This window comes from Acinetobacter seohaensis, assembly GCF_056431365.1.
This window is the reverse complement of sequence record NZ_JBWKMK010000142.1, coordinates 13575-29686: the sequence shown is the minus strand read 5'-3', so window position 1 is coordinate 29686 and position 16112 is coordinate 13575. Positions and strand designations below refer to the sequence as shown.

General features: G+C 41.8%; 16 protein-coding genes. 6 read left to right on the top strand and 10 right to left on the bottom strand.

Going from position 1 to position 16112, the window contains the following annotated elements:
• Positions 1-149: 149 nt before the first annotated feature.
• Positions 150-800, bottom strand: coding sequence for an orotate phosphoribosyltransferase (gene pyrE / locus AC07E5_RS14040; RefSeq protein ID WP_096901637.1), 651 nt, complete (start codon positions 798-800; stop codon positions 150-152).
• 39 nt (positions 801-839) lie between these two features.
• Between pyrE and AC07E5_RS14035 the strand changes: the two genes are divergently transcribed.
• The gene (locus AC07E5_RS14035) at positions 840-1658 is read left to right on the top strand and encodes an exodeoxyribonuclease III (RefSeq protein WP_179988755.1); all 819 of its coding nucleotides are present in this window, start codon (positions 840-842) and stop codon (positions 1656-1658) included.
• Positions 1659-2203: 545 nt separating this feature from the next.
• Positions 2204-2551: a Spx/MgsR family RNA polymerase-binding regulatory protein gene (locus AC07E5_RS14030; protein ID WP_026438350.1), complete on the top strand. Its 348-nt coding sequence runs from the start codon at positions 2204-2206 to the stop codon at positions 2549-2551.
• Between the two features lie 94 nt (positions 2552-2645).
• On the opposite strand, the gene AC07E5_RS14025 is transcribed toward AC07E5_RS14030, so the two are convergent.
• On the bottom strand, positions 2646-3083 hold the full coding sequence (locus AC07E5_RS14025) for a DUF2147 domain-containing protein (protein ID WP_004974208.1): 438 nt from the start codon (positions 3081-3083) through the stop codon (positions 2646-2648).
• Positions 3084-3237: 154 nt separating this feature from the next.
• Between AC07E5_RS14025 and AC07E5_RS14020 the strand changes: the two genes are divergently transcribed.
• Positions 3238-4149, top strand: coding sequence for an alpha/beta hydrolase (locus tag AC07E5_RS14020; protein ID WP_004974206.1), 912 nt, complete (start codon positions 3238-3240; stop codon positions 4147-4149).
• Between the two features lie 107 nt (positions 4150-4256).
• On the opposite strand, the gene AC07E5_RS14015 is transcribed toward AC07E5_RS14020, so the two are convergent.
• The 6 genes from AC07E5_RS14015 to AC07E5_RS13990 form a co-directional block, all read right to left on the bottom strand.
• The gene (locus AC07E5_RS14015; protein WP_253132332.1) at positions 4257-4820 is read right to left on the bottom strand and encodes an FMN-dependent NADH-azoreductase; all 564 of its coding nucleotides are present in this window, start codon (positions 4818-4820) and stop codon (positions 4257-4259) included.
• Between the two features lie 166 nt (positions 4821-4986).
• Positions 4987-5667, bottom strand: coding sequence for a glutathione S-transferase family protein (locus tag AC07E5_RS14010; protein ID WP_253132334.1), 681 nt, complete (start codon positions 5665-5667; stop codon positions 4987-4989).
• Positions 5664-7475, bottom strand: a complete 1812-nt coding sequence (gene dsbD / locus AC07E5_RS14005) for a protein-disulfide reductase DsbD (protein WP_498625693.1) — start codon at positions 7473-7475, stop codon at positions 5664-5666. The genes AC07E5_RS14010 and dsbD overlap by 4 nt, the downstream gene beginning before the upstream one ends.
• 186 nt (positions 7476-7661) lie before the next feature.
• A complete protein-coding gene (locus tag AC07E5_RS14000) occupies positions 7662-8432 on the bottom strand; it encodes a transporter (protein WP_253132336.1) in 771 nt (256 codons plus the stop codon).
• Between the two features lie 16 nt (positions 8433-8448).
• On the bottom strand, positions 8449-8991 hold the full coding sequence (locus tag AC07E5_RS13995) for an ankyrin repeat domain-containing protein (protein ID WP_136144366.1): 543 nt from the start codon (positions 8989-8991) through the stop codon (positions 8449-8451).
• Positions 8992-9155: 164 nt separating this feature from the next.
• On the bottom strand, positions 9156-9521 hold the full coding sequence (locus tag AC07E5_RS13990) for an HPF/RaiA family ribosome-associated protein (RefSeq protein WP_004974190.1): 366 nt from the start codon (positions 9519-9521) through the stop codon (positions 9156-9158).
• A gap of 545 nt (positions 9522-10066) precedes the next feature.
• On the opposite strand from AC07E5_RS13990, the gene AC07E5_RS13985 reads away from it, so the two are divergent.
• The 3 genes from AC07E5_RS13985 to AC07E5_RS13975 all read left to right on the top strand — a co-directional run bounded on the left by AC07E5_RS13985 (position 10067) and on the right by AC07E5_RS13975 (position 13355).
• Positions 10067-10807, top strand: a complete 741-nt coding sequence (locus AC07E5_RS13985) for an outer membrane protein OmpK (RefSeq protein WP_253132337.1) — start codon at positions 10067-10069, stop codon at positions 10805-10807.
• 172 nt (positions 10808-10979) lie between these two features.
• Positions 10980-11762 (top strand): sulfite exporter TauE/SafE family protein, encoded by a 783-nt coding sequence (locus tag AC07E5_RS13980; protein ID WP_253132338.1) that lies wholly within the window; start codon positions 10980-10982, stop codon positions 11760-11762.
• A gap of 177 nt (positions 11763-11939) precedes the next feature.
• Positions 11940-13355, top strand: a complete 1416-nt coding sequence (locus AC07E5_RS13975; protein ID WP_253132340.1) for an SLC13 family permease — start codon at positions 11940-11942, stop codon at positions 13353-13355.
• 91 nt (positions 13356-13446) lie between these two features.
• Here the strand turns inward: AC07E5_RS13975 and parE are convergent, their stop codons facing one another.
• Both parE and AC07E5_RS13965 read right to left on the bottom strand, forming a co-directional pair.
• Positions 13447-15327 (bottom strand): DNA topoisomerase IV subunit B, encoded by a 1881-nt coding sequence (parE, locus tag AC07E5_RS13970; RefSeq protein WP_180005851.1) that lies wholly within the window; start codon positions 15325-15327, stop codon positions 13447-13449.
• Positions 15328-15341: 14 nt separating this feature from the next.
• The gene (locus AC07E5_RS13965; protein WP_026438348.1) at positions 15342-15926 is read right to left on the bottom strand and encodes a YqiA/YcfP family alpha/beta fold hydrolase; all 585 of its coding nucleotides are present in this window, start codon (positions 15924-15926) and stop codon (positions 15342-15344) included.
• Between the last annotated feature and the right edge of the window lie 186 nt (positions 15927-16112).

Below are 16112 nucleotides of genomic sequence, written 5' to 3'. Positions count from 1 at the left end.
CATATTAAATTTTAATGTGATTTAAAAATACAAAATTTGTCTCACCCCTCAGTCGGGCTTTTTTATTATTTATTACATTTCATTATATTATTAAAAATCAAACTGAATAAAAGCGAAAAGGAAGCTCTCGCTTCCTTCTCCAAAACAACTTAAATCCCATACTTCACACGGTACGCTTCCATTTTCGCCAAGGCATCTTTTTCACCTTTAGCATCCAAATAATTCATTAAATCTTTCATGGTAATTAAAGCATGCACAGGAATTTCCAACTCTTTTTGCACTTCCTGAATAGCAGACAAATCGCCCTGACCTTTTTCTTGACGGTCTAAAGCCACCAATACGCCCGCAATTTGTGCGCCTGCATTTTTCAAAATAGTCACCACTTCACGAATAGCCGTACCCGCAGTAATCACATCATCAATAATCCAAACTTTTTTGCCCTCAACCGCAGCACCCACCAACACACCGCCTTCGCCATGATCTTTGGCTTCTTTACGGTTAAACCCCCACGGCACACTTACGCCATGATTTTGCGATAAAGCCACTGCTGTAGCTGCCACAAATGGAATACCTTTATAGGCAGGCCCGAAAATAACATCTACATTTTTGCATTGCATGAGTTGATCTGCATAGCCCGAAGCCAATAGCGATAAAGCTTCGCCATCATTCAACAAACCTGCGTTAAAAAAATAAGGACTCACACGACCCGATTTTAAAGTAAACTCACCAAATTTAAGCACACCACGTGATAAGGCGAGTTCGATAAAAGCTTGCGGGTTAAATTGAGCTGGCGATGTCATGAGGTGCTCCAAATTAATACATTGAGGTAAGACCTGAGCATGATACCAAAGAGTAGCTATCCGAGTGATCAAAAAATTCTTCGAGTGGTTTCAATTAACGTCAATGGGTTGCGTTCATCGGTAAGCAAAGGCTTACTCGAATGGTTGGAAAAGTCTGAAGCAGACGTGATTTGCATGCAGGAAAGCCGCATCACACACGCCCAATGGACCGATAAATTTAAGCCAGAAGGCTGGCACACGCATCTTTTCCCTGCAGAACGCGCAGGCTACGCAGGGACAGCTATTTATAGCCGTTTGCCCTTTGTTTCTGTGCAAAATGGTTTAGGCTTTGAATTGGCCGATTCTCAGGGTCGCTTTATCAGTGCTGAATTTGATGTAGGACTGGATCACCCAATTTACATCTGTTCACTGTATTTGCCTTCTGGCTCTTCGGGTGAAGAAGCGCAAATGCGGAAAGATCACTTTTTAGAAGAGTATCAAAAAATTCTAAAACAGTGGCGTGAAGACAATAAATCGATCATTGTCTGTGGCGATTACAACATTGTGCATAAGCGCATTGATATTAAAAACTGGTCGGGCAACCAAAAGTCTTCAGGTTGTTTGCCGCATGAACGTGCATGGTTAGATCATATTTACAATGATTTGGGCTATGTTGATACCTTCCGTGAAGTGCGCCATGAAGCGGAGCTGTATTCTTGGTGGTCAAATCGCGGGCAAGCCCGTGCCAAGAACGTTGGCTGGCGGATTGATTATCATGCTTGCTCACCCGACTGGAAAGCACGCACTGTCAATGCTTGGGTGTATAAAGACGAATGGTTTAGTGACCATGCCCCTGTGATTATTGATTATAAGATCTAATATTCACACAAATTTCACAGCCTACATGAGTGAACAATTGTTCACTCAACTGAGGTTCAATTCGCACATAATCTGTCGACTTTGTGTATTTATCTTCAAGTCGATTCAGCGCATTATTGCATCACGGCAAAGGGACAGTCAGGATGACACAAAAGGATTGGAAGCCGAAGGATGGAAAGTAAACTAACTGGTTTTGGTTAGTTTCAAGGATGTAACAATGGACGTTAAAATGAGACCCGCATAATCAGGATGATTAAATGCGGGTTTTCTCTTTTTATCATCTTATTTTCTGTTTTGCGCTATTACTGTTGTTCTTCCCTGTATTTTTTATTTTCACTTGAGTCTATTTTTATCAAGTTTTTCATTTTATTCTGTTTATGCGTCCCATTTTAGAGCGATCAAGTGTCAATTTGGTGACATCGGTATGACGTATTGATGACACATACCATTTAAACAGCCAATCATTGTTCACTGCAAGTTTCTAGCACTTAGCGCTGTTTTGGGCTAGGCTATAGCCAGTTTGATGATATTAACGTGAAAAAAATATGTTAAAAATTTATGGGATTAAGAACTGCAATTCAATGAAAAAAGCCTTCGATTTACTCAATGAATTGGGGCTAAGTTATGAGTTTCACGATTATAAAAAACAAGGGATCGATGCCGACACTGTCAAAAGTTGGTTAGATGCGCTTGGGCAAGATGTAGTACTGAATAAAAAAGGCACCACTTGGCGCAAACTCAGCGAAGCAGAACAGCAAGCTGCTTTGGCCAGTGAAGCCAACTTAATTGAAGCACTTTGCACTCACACCAGTTTAATTAAACGTCCTGTCTTAAAAACTGAATCAGGCTTTATTGCGGGTTTTGATGAAGCGGCTTATCGTGCTTTAGGTTAAGTTTAAAAAAATACCAATAAAAAACCTGCTCACATGGAGCAGGTTTTTTATATCCTGTGCAATATGATTTCAACTGCACAGGTGGAATACATGCTTAGTTCGCACGAATCCATGTTTGGTTACGACCCAATGCCGCTACACCAATGAAACCACGCAATTCCAGTTTCTTACCACCATCGGCAAGTTTACCTTTTAGCTTGTAGGTTTTACCTGTTTGCGGGTCAAGAATTGAACCACCATCGTAGCTCGTGCCGCCTGTATTTTTCAGACCGCGAACAATGGTCAAACCTTTGAGTGATTTGTTGTGATACGGACCTTCACATTTTGTACAGGCATTTTCTTCACCAGGCGTTAAAATTGACTGAATGCTTGCGGTTAAAGTTCCATTTTTTTGCTCAGTAAATCTTACCGTGGCTTTGGGTTGTTTGGTTTTGTCGTCAATTGTTTTCCAAACTGTGCCGTTAAGCGGATCTGCAGCATTGGCCAAAGCGCTTAAACCTAACAGCCCGAATGCAAGTGCAATTTTTTTCATTGTTTTGTTTCCCTGGTCTACTATCAGACAACTTTATTATTAAAAAGTCACAACAAATTTGCAATTTTTGAATGTGACCGTTTAGTGTACCCTTGTAAATTATGTTGGTAAATACACAAATATCCGATCAAATAAAGAACAAGATGGAAAAATCATGAAGATTAACCCCATGTGGAAACAAATTATTACAGAGCAGTTTTTAAAAACCACCATTCGCAAACCAAGCCAATTTAATTTACCCCCCAATTCTGTACGTTTTGCACTAGAACAAATGTGCCGTTTATTTCCCATGCAAAAGTCGGTGCAGGTACGCGCGCTGCGTTTAGCAGGTCTGCATGCCGAAGAATTAAAACCACAGAATGCTGCAACACAGCTCATTTTTCATATTCATGGCGGGGCTTTTTTTCTGGGTTCGTTAAATACCCATCGAGCATTTTTGAGTCAAGTTGCGGCACGCACCCAAATGCAAGTGATTCATGTCGATTATCCGCTTGCACCTGAGCATCCTTTTCCACATGCTTTGGAAGCCGTGTTTGATGTCTATCAAAGTCTGTTGGCGCAAGGTATACACGCCAAAGATATTATTTTGTCAGGAGATTCTTGCGGTGCAAATTTAGCGTTGGCGCTAGCTTTAAAAATACGTGATGAGCAATTGCCGCAAGTGAGTGGCTTAATGCTGCTGTCACCATTTTTAGATTTAACCCTCACCAGTGAATCCTTGCGTTATAACAGCAAGCATGATGCCCTGCTGTCAATTGAAACGCTGGAAACAGGCATTGATTACTATGTACCGCCTGAACTTGATCGGGCAGACCCGCAAATTTCGCCATTGTTTGATGATTTACATGAATTACCACCAGTTTTAGTACAAATTGGCTCTAAAGAAATTTTGCTGGATGATGCAACACGTTTTAAAGAAAAAGCCGAACAGGCAGGCGTAGAAGTGCATTACAAACTCTACACGGGTATGTGGCACAATTTTCAAATGTTTTCACCGTGGTTTGAAGAAGCCAAACGTGCATTGGCAGATTTAGCAGAGTTTGCACATCGGCAAGATCAGAGCTAAGTTCAACCATAACAAGGCTTTGCTAACCAACCCTTTTAGCCGATCCATCTATATAAAAAAAGCTCAGCACCCTCAAGGCACTGAGCTTTTTTTATTGAAATAGTGGGTTAAATCGCCTGAATTTTTTGCATCGCATTGGCAACAGCTTGGTCTTTAAATTCCGACATACTCACCCCTTCAGCGCGAATAATTTCTACATCATTCACCCCTGTAAAGTTGAAGATGGTTTTCAAGAAATCTTCCTGAAAATCGGCAGGGCTGTTATCACTATACACACCGCCACGGCTACTGGCGATATAGGCTTTTTTCTCACCCGCCAAGCCTACAGGCCCTTGCTCGGTATATTTAAAGGTTTTACCTGCCACGCTGATGCGATCAATCCATGCTTTTAAAGTTGAAGTCAAACCAAAGTTATACATGGCTGCACCCACCACCACGACATCGGCATCAATATATTGTTGGATGATTTTTTCACCCAAAGCCGCTTGTTCTGCATCCTGCCCCATTAAAATTTCGGCAGTTAAGTGCGGAATCGGTTGTTGTGCCAAATCTAAATAATCGACCTGTGCATTGCTATTTTTTGCAGTCAATTGTTGCACAATCGCTTGGCTTAACTGACGTGAAACTGAGTTTTCACCTAAAATACTCGAGTCGATGTGTAAAATTTTCATGGGGATGTTCCAATCTTGTATTCATTTAATAACGCTATTTTAATCGTGCAGCGTAAATAGAATAATTGGGAAAACTAAGACACTATGTTTTATTTTTGGAACAAAAAAGACCACTTTACCGCACAAAAACTTCCGCAGTATTTTTCCTAATCCTGCTTTTTCCAAGTCATTTTGCTGGTTTTTGATAAGGCTCTAAATAATTGACCCACATTGCTTCTTGTGATGCGGCGTATACCCAAGCGCGCATAGCAGGATGCTGCATCACCCGCTGCATATAGTGTTGGCTGTTGGCACTTACAGGCAAGGCATAAGTCATAAAACGCGTCACCACAGGAGCATAAAACGCATCGGCAATGCTAAATTCACCACACAAGAAACCATCTGCTGCAGGACGTGCCGACCAAATGTGTTCAATGCGTGCCACATCCTGCCTTAAACCCGAATGTTCTTGCCATAATTTTGTACCCACTTCTGCTAAATTGGTGCGAATATTCATGCCACATAAACTGCGTAAATCGGTAAAACCACTGTGCATTTCTGCGCTGATGCTACGCGCCCAAGCGCGTTGCTGTACATCACGCGGCCAAAGTGCCTGTTCAGGATATTGCTCTGCCAAGTATTCACAAATGGCGAGAGAATCCCAAATCAACATGCCCTGATCTAACAAGGCAGGCACTTTACCATTGGGGTTAATTTCTAGGACACGTTGTTTAAAATCGCCCTCACCACGCTCGCATGGAAAGTTCAGTTGTATTTCTTCAAAAACCAAATCAAACGCCTTCAGTACCAACCACGGGCGCATCGACCAGCTCGAATAATTTTTATTGGCAATATACAGCTGCATCATGGCGATGACTCCTGTGTGGTTTGAAGTTGCTGCAGTTGATTTAACAAGGTGCTTTCGTTAAACGCACCCGTTAAACGCAGACTGCGAATTTCTTGTTGTTGTGCATCCAAAAATAAAAAGGTAGGTGGCCCTAAAATTTCCCATTTATTCAGCAAAGCTTGATGACTGGCATCGTAATGGCTTAAATCGAGTTTAATTAAATAAAATTCTGCAAGTGCCTGTTTTACAGTGGAAGATGTCAATACCTGTTGCTCAATCGGACGGCACGCCACACACCAATCGGCATAGACATCTATAATCATGCGCTGATTTTTCGGAGCTTGGGCAAGTAACTGTTGTAATTCCGTTGCAGTCGTTGCACGGTGCCATTCTAAAACCGCATCGTTTTCCTGCTGCCAAAAACGCTGGCTGTGTTGATATTGGTTATAAATCAGATACGGCACCACCACCAATAACGCACTCAGATAAATCGCCCGCAGCGCACCATGATAGCCACTCAAACGATGCAACACATAGCCGACAAAACCCACTCCAAGTGCCAAACTAAGCCATTGCATCCATGCTTCACCCAATAACGGACGAATAAAATACAATGCCAATGCCAACATAATAAAGGCAAACAGCACTTTGACTTGATGCATCCACAAACCTGCGCGTGGCAAAGCTTTTGCCCCAAGCACACTGGCCAACAATAACGGCGTACCCATGCCAAACCCGAGCGTAAATAGCAGCAACGCCCCCAGCATCTGACTTTGGGTTTGTGAAATAAACAATAACGCCCCTGCCAATGGCGCAGTCATGCATGGGCCGACCAAAAGTGCCGACAACATGCCCATGAGTGCAGCACCTGCCAAATTGCCGCCTTTTTGCATAGATTGCGCCTGATCGAGTCGATTGACCCAAGCACGTGGTAACTTGATCTCAAACAGTCCAAACAAATTTAAGGCAAACAACACAAACAGTAAACTAAAGGCAATTAAAGTAGCAGGTTGTTGTAACCAACGCTGAAAATTCAAACCTGCGGATGACGCAATTAAACCCAATATGGCATAAACCATTGCCATGCTACAGACAAAAACCAGAGTAATCGTCCACGCTTTGACACCTTTATGTTCACGCACCAACAAGGAGGTCAAAATGGGCAACATCGGCAAAGAACATGGAGTAAAGGCCAATAAAACCCCTAAACCAAAAAACAGTAGCAAGCCATAAGCAAATGAACTCTGTGCCAGTTTTTCTGACCACATTTGATCTTGTGCAGTGATGGGTTGCGCTGTCGCAACACTTGTTGAGGATGCTAGCGTGGAGTTGGCAGGTGTTGTCGAAAACACATTCTGGGTTGGGTTATTGTGTCCACCCCACAGATTTTTTTGTGCTGCGCTTTGATTGTCTAAAATCACCAAACCAGTGCTGTCGGTCTGAAATTCAATGCGCTGTGGTGGATAACAAAGTCGATCTTGCGCACAACCTTGCCAGCTCACTTGATAGCGCTGTGCAGCCTGCGTGGGAATTTTAAAACTGACTTGTTGATAATAAACCTGAGTATGTCCATAGTTTTCATCATAAACATCTTCTGCGGGAGGCAACTCTAAAGCCAGTATTTGCTGTCCATGCTCAACCTTAAATTGATGCTGATACAAATAATACTGTTCAGGCATGTTCCAGCGCAGTTCGGCTTGTTGGGGATTGACCGATTCAACGCTAAACTGAAAGGCTTGTTCGGGTGGGAGTAAAGGTGCTTCTGCGTGTAGGCTTAGCGAACACAATAAAAGTAGACTTGCGAGCAGACAAGATAAGCCCCTATTCATATAGCGAAAAATATCAGCCATTAGATCAACAGCAGCTTGCCAAAAGGTCTGAAATAAGGACTGCTTCATGTTCTGCTCGCCTCGGCATGAACTTTATTAGGATGAAAACGAATCTGCAGCAAGCTTGATGAGTTTAGCCTGCTGCAACATACAACGTATTTTAAAGCTTTAAATGGTTTAAATGGCTTAGAACAAGAACGCCATACCTAAACCTGCATGGTAACTTTTATCTGCACCGTCTAAATCTACACCGACACTGGCATCCAGCTGAGTGCGTTCATTCAGTGCGTAAATCACCCCCGAAGTTAAGCCATATTCATTGTCCTGACTTTCTGCTTTACGATAGACCAATTCTGAAAAACCTGACCATTGATCGCTTAAACGATACTGAATATTGGGAATTGCTGTAACCGCCCAATCGCTATTTTGCACATCGTAACGCATGTTGATGCCTGTTTTTAACAGCTCGCTGTATTGATAGCTGACTGCCGTACCCAAGCTATAAATATCATCTTCTTCGCTAAAGCCATCATTGCCTGTGGCAATTAACGCTTGCAACAACACAGCCATAGAAAGTTTGTCATCATCTAAGTCAATGGCTTGTTTCAAACCAATGCTGACATCGCCCAAACCATCTTCTTCAACCGATTGACCTGCGGTTTTGCTTTTACTCCATGCAGGACCTTGCCAGCCCAGCTGTAACTCTAAATCTTGCGCCAAACCTGTACGTAACAGCATGTCAGCATTAAGGCGAGTAGTTTTAACTTTTTCGCCCGAAGCATCGTTACTTTCTTGATAACTTGCACTTGGCAAAGCCTGTTCCCAAGCCAGTTTCCCTACAGGTGTAATACCCGTACTCATTCCTGCACCAGGACGATCAAACTCAAAATCTGCCGCGCTCACCTGCATGCTGATGCCTGCCGCCACGATTAACCCAACTGTTTTTAATGCTGACATATTTTTATCTCTGCTCTTAGGCCAATTCTTTGCTCATTTTTGCGCCGTAACGACGCAACAATTCTAAAGTCTGTTGTTCTTCTGGCAAAGCATCCGACCACTGAATTTCATCAAAATCACAATCAAACAATAAATCACTAATCGAAGATAAAATGGTTAAACCATCTTCATCTTTGCTGTTTGGATCGACTTTTTCATCCAATAAACGCTGCACTGCAGGAACACATGCTGCAGAAGCTGCATCCCACAATGGGCCGTAAATTTCTTCGGCATCCCATAAGTGCAAATTCACTTTGGCTTGAATCAATGCCTCTAAAATATCTAAATGCACTTGCAAATCTTGCTGTTTTTGCTGTTCTGTGAGTGGCTGACCTGCTTCGTATGCTTCGCAGACTTTTTCCCACCATTGAAATAAACCATCTGACCAGACTGAAATCACAGGGCCTTTTTCGGCATCCATAAAGTTAGGGTCTAAACCGTCTGCCAATAGGCGTTGCACTTGGGCAAGGTCTAATTCTTCTATTGCTTGCACCAAGACTTGTTGTTGCGCAGTTAACATGCAGAGAGCTCTCTTATTCAATGTTTAATTTAGAACTATTATGCCCAATAAAGCGACATTTGTATGAGATAAATGTCAGCAAATCGTGAATTTAGTGCATTGGCTACATGCAAACACAAAAAAGCCTCGCAAAATTTGCGAGGCTCTTGGAATCTGTCTGATCCTTATTCGTCGTCGCCACCAACATCTGTATCTACAAATTCTGGGCGAGCACCACGAGGATTCTCATTTTTCTCAAACGCATGTTCTAGGCTGCGTTTTAAACGGTCAATCGCACCGTGAATGGCTGTATCAATATTATGACCACGATGATTCACAACCACTGGTTTTAAACCTGCTGGACGTGCTTCAATCATACAACGAATGTCGTCATCACCGCCTTTTTCACCATTTTCATCACTAAAATGCACTGAAAAATGGGTAATACGCTCACTGTGGCGTTGGAATTCATTATTCAGTTCTTCACGAACGTAACTAATTAATCGATCACTGTTTTGAATGTTTTTATCGGTACGGATTTCAATGTTCATGATTTCATCCTCTTGCGTTCGTTATTTCTGAATCTTGTTGTGCCAAAATCTTACACATAATTTTATATATATGTTTTGGCGTGTTTATAATGTGCTGTTTTTACAGCATAAAGTACATCTTCAACTTAGTTTGGAATCACTTCCTCCTACGTGAATGATGAACACTTTTAATTCTGCAGAACCGTGTCCCTATACCTTGAATATCGGGCCTATCTGAAAAATATGCAAGCAATATTTATAGAAAAGCAGCAAAAGAATAACCCTTTTATCACCAATTTCAGCTTAGATGCTCAATAAGCGATCAATTTGGATAGCACCATGTTGTTCAATCTATTGCCAATAAGAAACTTGATGCTTTTAAAGGGTTTAGTTACATCTGCAATATTCGCCTTTGCATTTTGACCATTGGTTTTAAATCGTTTAAAAAACACTCAACCCAAAAACTGATAAAAAACACCCCAAAATGACCCGTCAATAATCGAATTTTGCTTTATTTTTGCTAAAGAATCTGTATCCTTGAAACGCTTTTATTGGGGTCTATTTTTATGAAACTTACACATATTGCTGCGCTGTGCGCAATCTCCACTGCTGCAACTTTTACGCAAGCTGCACCGATTTGGCAAGATTTTAGCGTGACAGGTTTATACGGTGAAAATTACAAATCACCTTTTTTAACTGGCGATCAAAAGATTGAACAAAGCACTGTAACTTTTGAATACGCTGCTGGTTTTAAATATGGTGATTTTTTTGCCTTTGCTGACCGTTCAAACAATGATGTAGATGGCAATGACACTTACTTTGAAGTATCACCACGCTTAAGCTTAGGCGCTGTTTCTGGTCAAAAACTTGCCTTTGGTCCAATTAAAGATGTTTTAATTGCAACCACTTGGGAAGGTGGCGAAGGCTTTAACAATTACCTATACGGTATTGGTTTTGATCTTGAGCTTCCATATTTCAAATATGCGCAATTGAACTTCTACAAAGCAGATAATGATAAAGATATCTCTCAAGATGATTATCAAATGACGTTTGCTTACGGTCTTCCATTTAAAGTCGGTGCTGAAGACTTTTTAGTAGATGGTTTCCTTGATTGGTCTACTGCAGAAGATGACCACGCTAGCGAACTCAACTGGACTACACAATATAAATGGAATGCAGGCAAACACATTTCGCCAAATACACGTTTATATGTCGGTATCGAACACTCTGTTTGGAACAACAAATACGGTAATAAATCAGGCATCAATCAAAACGATGTCAGCGCATTGGTCAAATACCACTTCTAAGCTGTATTTTTCTCTGTTCAAAAAAGCAAGACTTCGGTCTTGCTTTTTTATTGGTCATTAAAATAGTTTCCAATAAATATGCATTGCTCATAACCACGCAACCCATTTGTACTTAGCTCAAAACTCCGCTACATTGAGTTAAATTTCAAATAAAAAGCACTGTGAAGCCCACATGCAAAAAACCGATTTCATTATTCTGCTGTTTTGTGCGATTGCTGCAATTTTGCATGGCATGAGCGGTTTTGGTTTTCCTATGCTCAGTACGGCTGCGGTGGCGATGTTATATCCACTCAGTACTGCGGTTGCTTTGGTTCTGATTCCCTGTTTGCTTCTCAATATCTACATGCTGCGGGGCGATGCCACACAATCTATATTCAGCAGTTTATATGGCTACTGCAAAAAATATTGGGGCTTAATTCTCAGTGCGCTGATTGGCAGCTATTTGGGCGTCAGTTTGCTGCTCATTCTGAACGAAGGTTATTTAAAATTGGCAATGGGCGTACTGATTTTATTGTACGTGGCCGATCAATTTCGACAACGTCCTTTGCAAATTTCTGCCTCACTCAAAAATATGCTGATTTTTGGTTTTCTAGCAGGTGTGATTGGTGGAGCCACCAATGCCATGGCACCGTTTTTAATGATGTATTTGCTCAGCACCCAACACAGTAAAACCGATATTGTGGTGATTAGTAATCTTAATTTTATTGTCTCTAAACTCATTCAACTGGCAGTGTTATATCCAGTAATTCAACAATTTAGCAGCACACAATTTAAGGTTTTGGCACTGATTTGCCTAATTTCTGTGGCAATGGTTTATGTGGGCAGTCTGATTCGTAAAAATATTTCTCAGGCTGTATTTAAGTACATTGTATTTACTTTACTTGGTTTTATGGCTATTTACGCAATTGCTCAAGGATTATCCATCATCACAAAACAGCCTGCATTGTTGATATAAATCAATAAAATGAACATAACAAATGGAAAATTATTTAGATTTTTTTTGGCTTAAATAATTTTTTACACCTATAATTAAGACTAGCTTAAAAAACAGTCTGTTAAGACTGCTTCGGTCGTTTGCATCGACCAATCTTCCAACTTTTCCTTTTATTCCATTTTTACGGAGCGAACTTCTATGGAAAATAACCATATAGAAGTGCCAGCCAGTATTAAGCGAAAAGAACTGATCAAGACTTGGGCCATTGTTATTCTTGCGACCCTGCTCTCTTTCGGTTTGTATAACGTCTTACCCTATGATGAAAACGCCAATAAGGGTCTAAGTCTGTTGCTTTTTATTGGTATTTTATGGCTCACCGAAGCGGTACACATTACCATTACAGCACTGTTAGTACCTGTGCTTGCTGTGGCTTTAGGTATGCCACTTGAAAATGCCAGCAAAGTGCTTGAGCCAATTAGCACCAGCAAGGCATTGGCGACTTTTGCCGATCCTGTTATTTTCCTGTTCTTTGGTGGTTTTGCTTTAGCGACTGCACTGCACATTCAGAAACTGGATCGTAAAATTGCGATGTGGATTATTTCCATGTCGGGCGGTCACTTGGGGATTTCGGTTTTATCTATTTTTGCGGTCACTGCTGCACTGTCAATGTGGATTTCCAACACCGCGACTGCAGCGATGATGTTACCACTGGCATTGGGCTTGTTGTCACACCTCGATGCCACTAAAGAACGTAAAACCTTCATTTTCATTTTATTGGGGATTGCCTACTCTGCCAGTTTAGGTGGTTTGGGTACTTTGGTCGGCTCTCCGCCAAACGCCATTGCAGCCAAAGCTTTAGACTATGACTTTGCTGACTGGATGAAAATTGGTCTACCAATGGTGCTGATTTTACTGCCAGCCATGTTGGTCAGCTTATATTTGGTATTGCGTCCAAATTTAAACCAGAAAATTCGTTTTGAAACTGAAGTCATTCCATGGACCAAAACCCGTGTTGCAACGATGATTTTATTCGCATGTACTGCAGTGGCATGGATTTTTGGTAAAAAACTTAGCGAAACCTTTGGTATTAGCCAACCCGATACATGGACTGCATTAGCTGCTGCATGTTTGGTGGTCATGCTAGGTACTGCCTCATGGAGGCAAGTGGCTGAAAATACCGATTGGGGCGTGTTATTACTGTTCGGTGGTGGTCTAACCCTCAGTGCAATCTTAAAAGATTCAGGTGCATCTTTGGTGTTGGGTCAAACCCTTGCCAATACCTTTGGTGATACTTCGCCATTGGTGGTGATTTTTGCGGTGACCATTTTCATTATTTTCTTAACTGAATTTACCAGTAATACGGCGTCTGCTGCATTATTGGTCCCTGTATTTGCTGCAATTGCAGACCAAATGGGTATTCCAAAAGAAATTTTAGTGGTGATTATTGGTATTGGTGCATCGTGTGCCTTTATGTTACCTGTGGCAACGCCACCAAATGCGATTGTATTTGGTACAGGTCAAATTAAACAAAGTGAAATGATGAGTGTGGGCATGGTGTTGAACGTCATGTGCGTATTTATTATTTCATTATTTGTATATTGGTTCTTTAGTTAAGTATCAATAAAAAATGGAGCACAAGATGCTCCATTTTTTTCACCTTAATTTTAGAATATGTTAAGAAAATGGCAGATGGTATTTCATCTACTTAAACCGCTAAATCGGCTAAATTACCTTTCTGCTCTAACCATACTTTACGGTCTGCAGAACGCTTTTTAGCTAGCAATTTATCCAATAAACCCGCGGTAAAATGACTATCATCCAAATCCAATTGCACCAAACGGCGTGTATTTGGATCCATCGTGGTTTCGCGTAGTTGACTAGCATTCATTTCACCCAAACCTTTAAATCGGGTAATTTGCGGATTTTTGGTTTTGGCTTTTTTAAGCGTATTTTCCAACTCATCTTCATCTAGCGCATAATGTACATCTTTACCGTCATCAATACGGAATAATGGCGGCATGGCGACGTATAAATGCCCATCTTCCACCAAACTTGGGAAATGTTTCACAAATAAAGCACACAGCAAGGTAGCAATGTGTAAACCATCCGAGTCGGCATCCGCCAAAATACAAATCTTGCCGTAACGCAATTCAGATAAATCATCACTACCTGGGTCAACCCCAATCGCAATTGCAATATCGTGTACCTCCTGCGAACCCAAAACCTCGTCCGAAGACACTTCCCACGTATTTAAAATTTTTCCACGAATTGGCATGATCGCCTGAAAGTTTTTATCACGCGCTTGCTTAGCAGAACCACCTGCAGAGTCACCTTCTACAATAAACAGTTCCGATTCTTCACGGGTTTGTCCCACGCAGTCGGCTAATTTACCCGGCAAAGCTGGGCCTGAAACGATTTTTTTACGTTCTACTTTTTTCGCTGCTTTTAAACGACGACCTGCTTTGGAAATTGCCATTTCTGCCAATTGCATGGCAATGTCAGAATTTTGGTTCAACCACAAGGCAAAAGCATCTTTGGCGATATTCTGCATAATGCTTGCCGCTTCACGGCTCGATAAACGCTCCTTGGTCTGCCCAGAAAACTGCGGCTCTTGGAACTTTAACGATAAAATGTAGTTAACCCCATCCCAAACATCTTCGGCAGATAGCTTTAAATTGCGCGGCAATAAATTGCGTAATTCACAGAACTCACGTAAAGCATCGGTCACACCAGAACGTAGTCCATTGACATGCGTACCGCCTTGCGCAGTCGGAATCAAGTTGACATAACTTTCCTGAATTTGCTCGCCACCTTCTACGTTCCAACAAATTGCAAATTCTGCACTAGCACGTTCTGCCTCACCTGTCGCCACAAAAGCAGGAGCAGGTACAATCTCACGATCTTCCAGCTCATCCATCAAATAGTCGACTAGACCATTTTCAAACTGCCAGACAATTTTTTCATCGTTAATTTCATCAATGTAATGAATTTCTAAACCTGCAGCCAGTACCGCTTTGGCTTTTAAATTGTGCTTTAAGGCTTTTAGCGCAAATTTAGGTGAATCAAAATATTTAGCTTCAGGCCAGAAATGTACCAACGTACCCGAAGCACGTTTTGGCGCTTTGCCTTCCAAGACTTCTAAAGGTGCAGCAGCTTCGCCCTGATCAAAAGCCATTTTATACAGGTTGCCCTGACGCTGTACGGTCACTTCAACCCGACTGGACAAGGCATTCACTACAGAAATACCGACCCCGTGCAAACCACCCGAAAATTGGTAGTTGTCGGTGCTGAACTTACCGCCTGCATGCAGCTTGGTCAGAATAATTTCAATCCCGCTTTGCCCGTATTCTGGGTGAATATCGACAGGCATACCACGGCCATTGTCTTCTACCGACAAAGAGCCATCTTTATAGACTTTTACGGTAATTTTATTGGCATGCCCTGCAAGTGCTTCATCCACCGCATTATCAATAACTTCTTGCGCCAAATGGTTTGGACGTGTGGTGTCGGTATACATGCCCGGGCGACGACGTACTGGATCTAAACCAGATAAAACTTCAAGAGATTGAGCGGTATATTGAGACACGTTGTACTGTTTCCTTAAGCTAGGGAATCCGATAAAAATTGCAGTAACATCGGAATTTTGTCTGCAAAATCATCCATGGCATGATTGCCGTGCGCTTCAGTCATGATCATGGCCGAAGGTGAGGCAGCACTATAATAACGCTGCGCTTCACGATAATCCAAAACTTCATCGCCTTGTTGCAATAACACCAATATTTTGTCTGCATCTTGCGCAACTGGCAACGCAATGTCTGCTAAGTCATCCAATTGCGCTGCAGTTAAGCTCCAGTTCGGATGTACCACATAGGGCAGCACATCGCCAAACAAGTCCTGAAACAATTGCCATGGTCGCATAGCAGGGTTAATCACAACAGCAGGCACATGATGCTGTGCGACCAGTTGTGTCGCATAAAAGCCGCCTAGACTGCTGCCCACCAATGCCACATTGGGCAAACGTCGAATCAATGCCGATACGTTTGCCAAAACCGCTAAAGGTGGAGCATTTAAATCGGGCAAATGCATCTGAATATCAGGGCGATGCTGCTGCACATAGGCATACAATAGCTGCCCTTTCATGGACAAAGGACTGCTCTGAAAACCATGTAAATAAATTAAATTCATGCGTGACATTTCTCAGTAACACCATTCAATTTTTGGCTGATACAGCACTTATTTTGCGTTTTTAATTTAATTTTCATGGAAAAATGCAATTGTTAGACAAAAAGATGCGAACATCTTGGCATTCATCGGTATTTTACAAGTAGTTCAAGATGAACACGATAAAATAAAAGTATCGGGTTTGGTGAC

Coding starts and splice junctions, on each gene's coding strand:
- pyrE (WP_096901637.1), bottom strand. CDS start 800: ATGACATCGCCAGCTCAATTTAACCCGCAAGCTTTTATCGAACTCGCC.
- AC07E5_RS14035 (WP_179988755.1), top strand. CDS start 840: ATGATACCAAAGAGTAGCTATCCGAGTGATCAAAAAATTCTTCGAGTG.
- AC07E5_RS14030 (WP_026438350.1), top strand. CDS start 2,204: ATGTTAAAAATTTATGGGATTAAGAACTGCAATTCAATGAAAAAAGCC.
- AC07E5_RS14025 (WP_004974208.1), bottom strand. CDS start 3,083: ATGAAAAAAATTGCACTTGCATTCGGGCTGTTAGGTTTAAGCGCTTTG.
- AC07E5_RS14020 (WP_004974206.1), top strand. CDS start 3,238: ATGAAGATTAACCCCATGTGGAAACAAATTATTACAGAGCAGTTTTTA.
- AC07E5_RS14015 (WP_253132332.1), bottom strand. CDS start 4,820: ATGAAAATTTTACACATCGACTCGAGTATTTTAGGTGAAAACTCAGTT.
- AC07E5_RS14010 (WP_253132334.1), bottom strand. CDS start 5,667: ATGATGCAGCTGTATATTGCCAATAAAAATTATTCGAGCTGGTCGATG.
- dsbD (WP_498625693.1), bottom strand. CDS start 7,475: ATGAATAGGGGCTTATCTTGTCTGCTCGCAAGTCTACTTTTATTGTGT.
- AC07E5_RS14000 (WP_253132336.1), bottom strand. CDS start 8,432: ATGTCAGCATTAAAAACAGTTGGGTTAATCGTGGCGGCAGGCATCAGC.
- AC07E5_RS13995 (WP_136144366.1), bottom strand. CDS start 8,991: ATGTTAACTGCGCAACAACAAGTCTTGGTGCAAGCAATAGAAGAATTA.
- AC07E5_RS13990 (WP_004974190.1), bottom strand. CDS start 9,521: ATGAACATTGAAATCCGTACCGATAAAAACATTCAAAACAGTGATCGA.
- AC07E5_RS13985 (WP_253132337.1), top strand. CDS start 10,067: ATGAAACTTACACATATTGCTGCGCTGTGCGCAATCTCCACTGCTGCA.
- AC07E5_RS13980 (WP_253132338.1), top strand. CDS start 10,980: ATGCAAAAAACCGATTTCATTATTCTGCTGTTTTGTGCGATTGCTGCA.
- AC07E5_RS13975 (WP_253132340.1), top strand. CDS start 11,940: ATGGAAAATAACCATATAGAAGTGCCAGCCAGTATTAAGCGAAAAGAA.
- AC07E5_RS13965 (WP_026438348.1), bottom strand. CDS start 15,926: ATGAATTTAATTTATTTACATGGTTTTCAGAGCAGTCCTTTGTCCATG.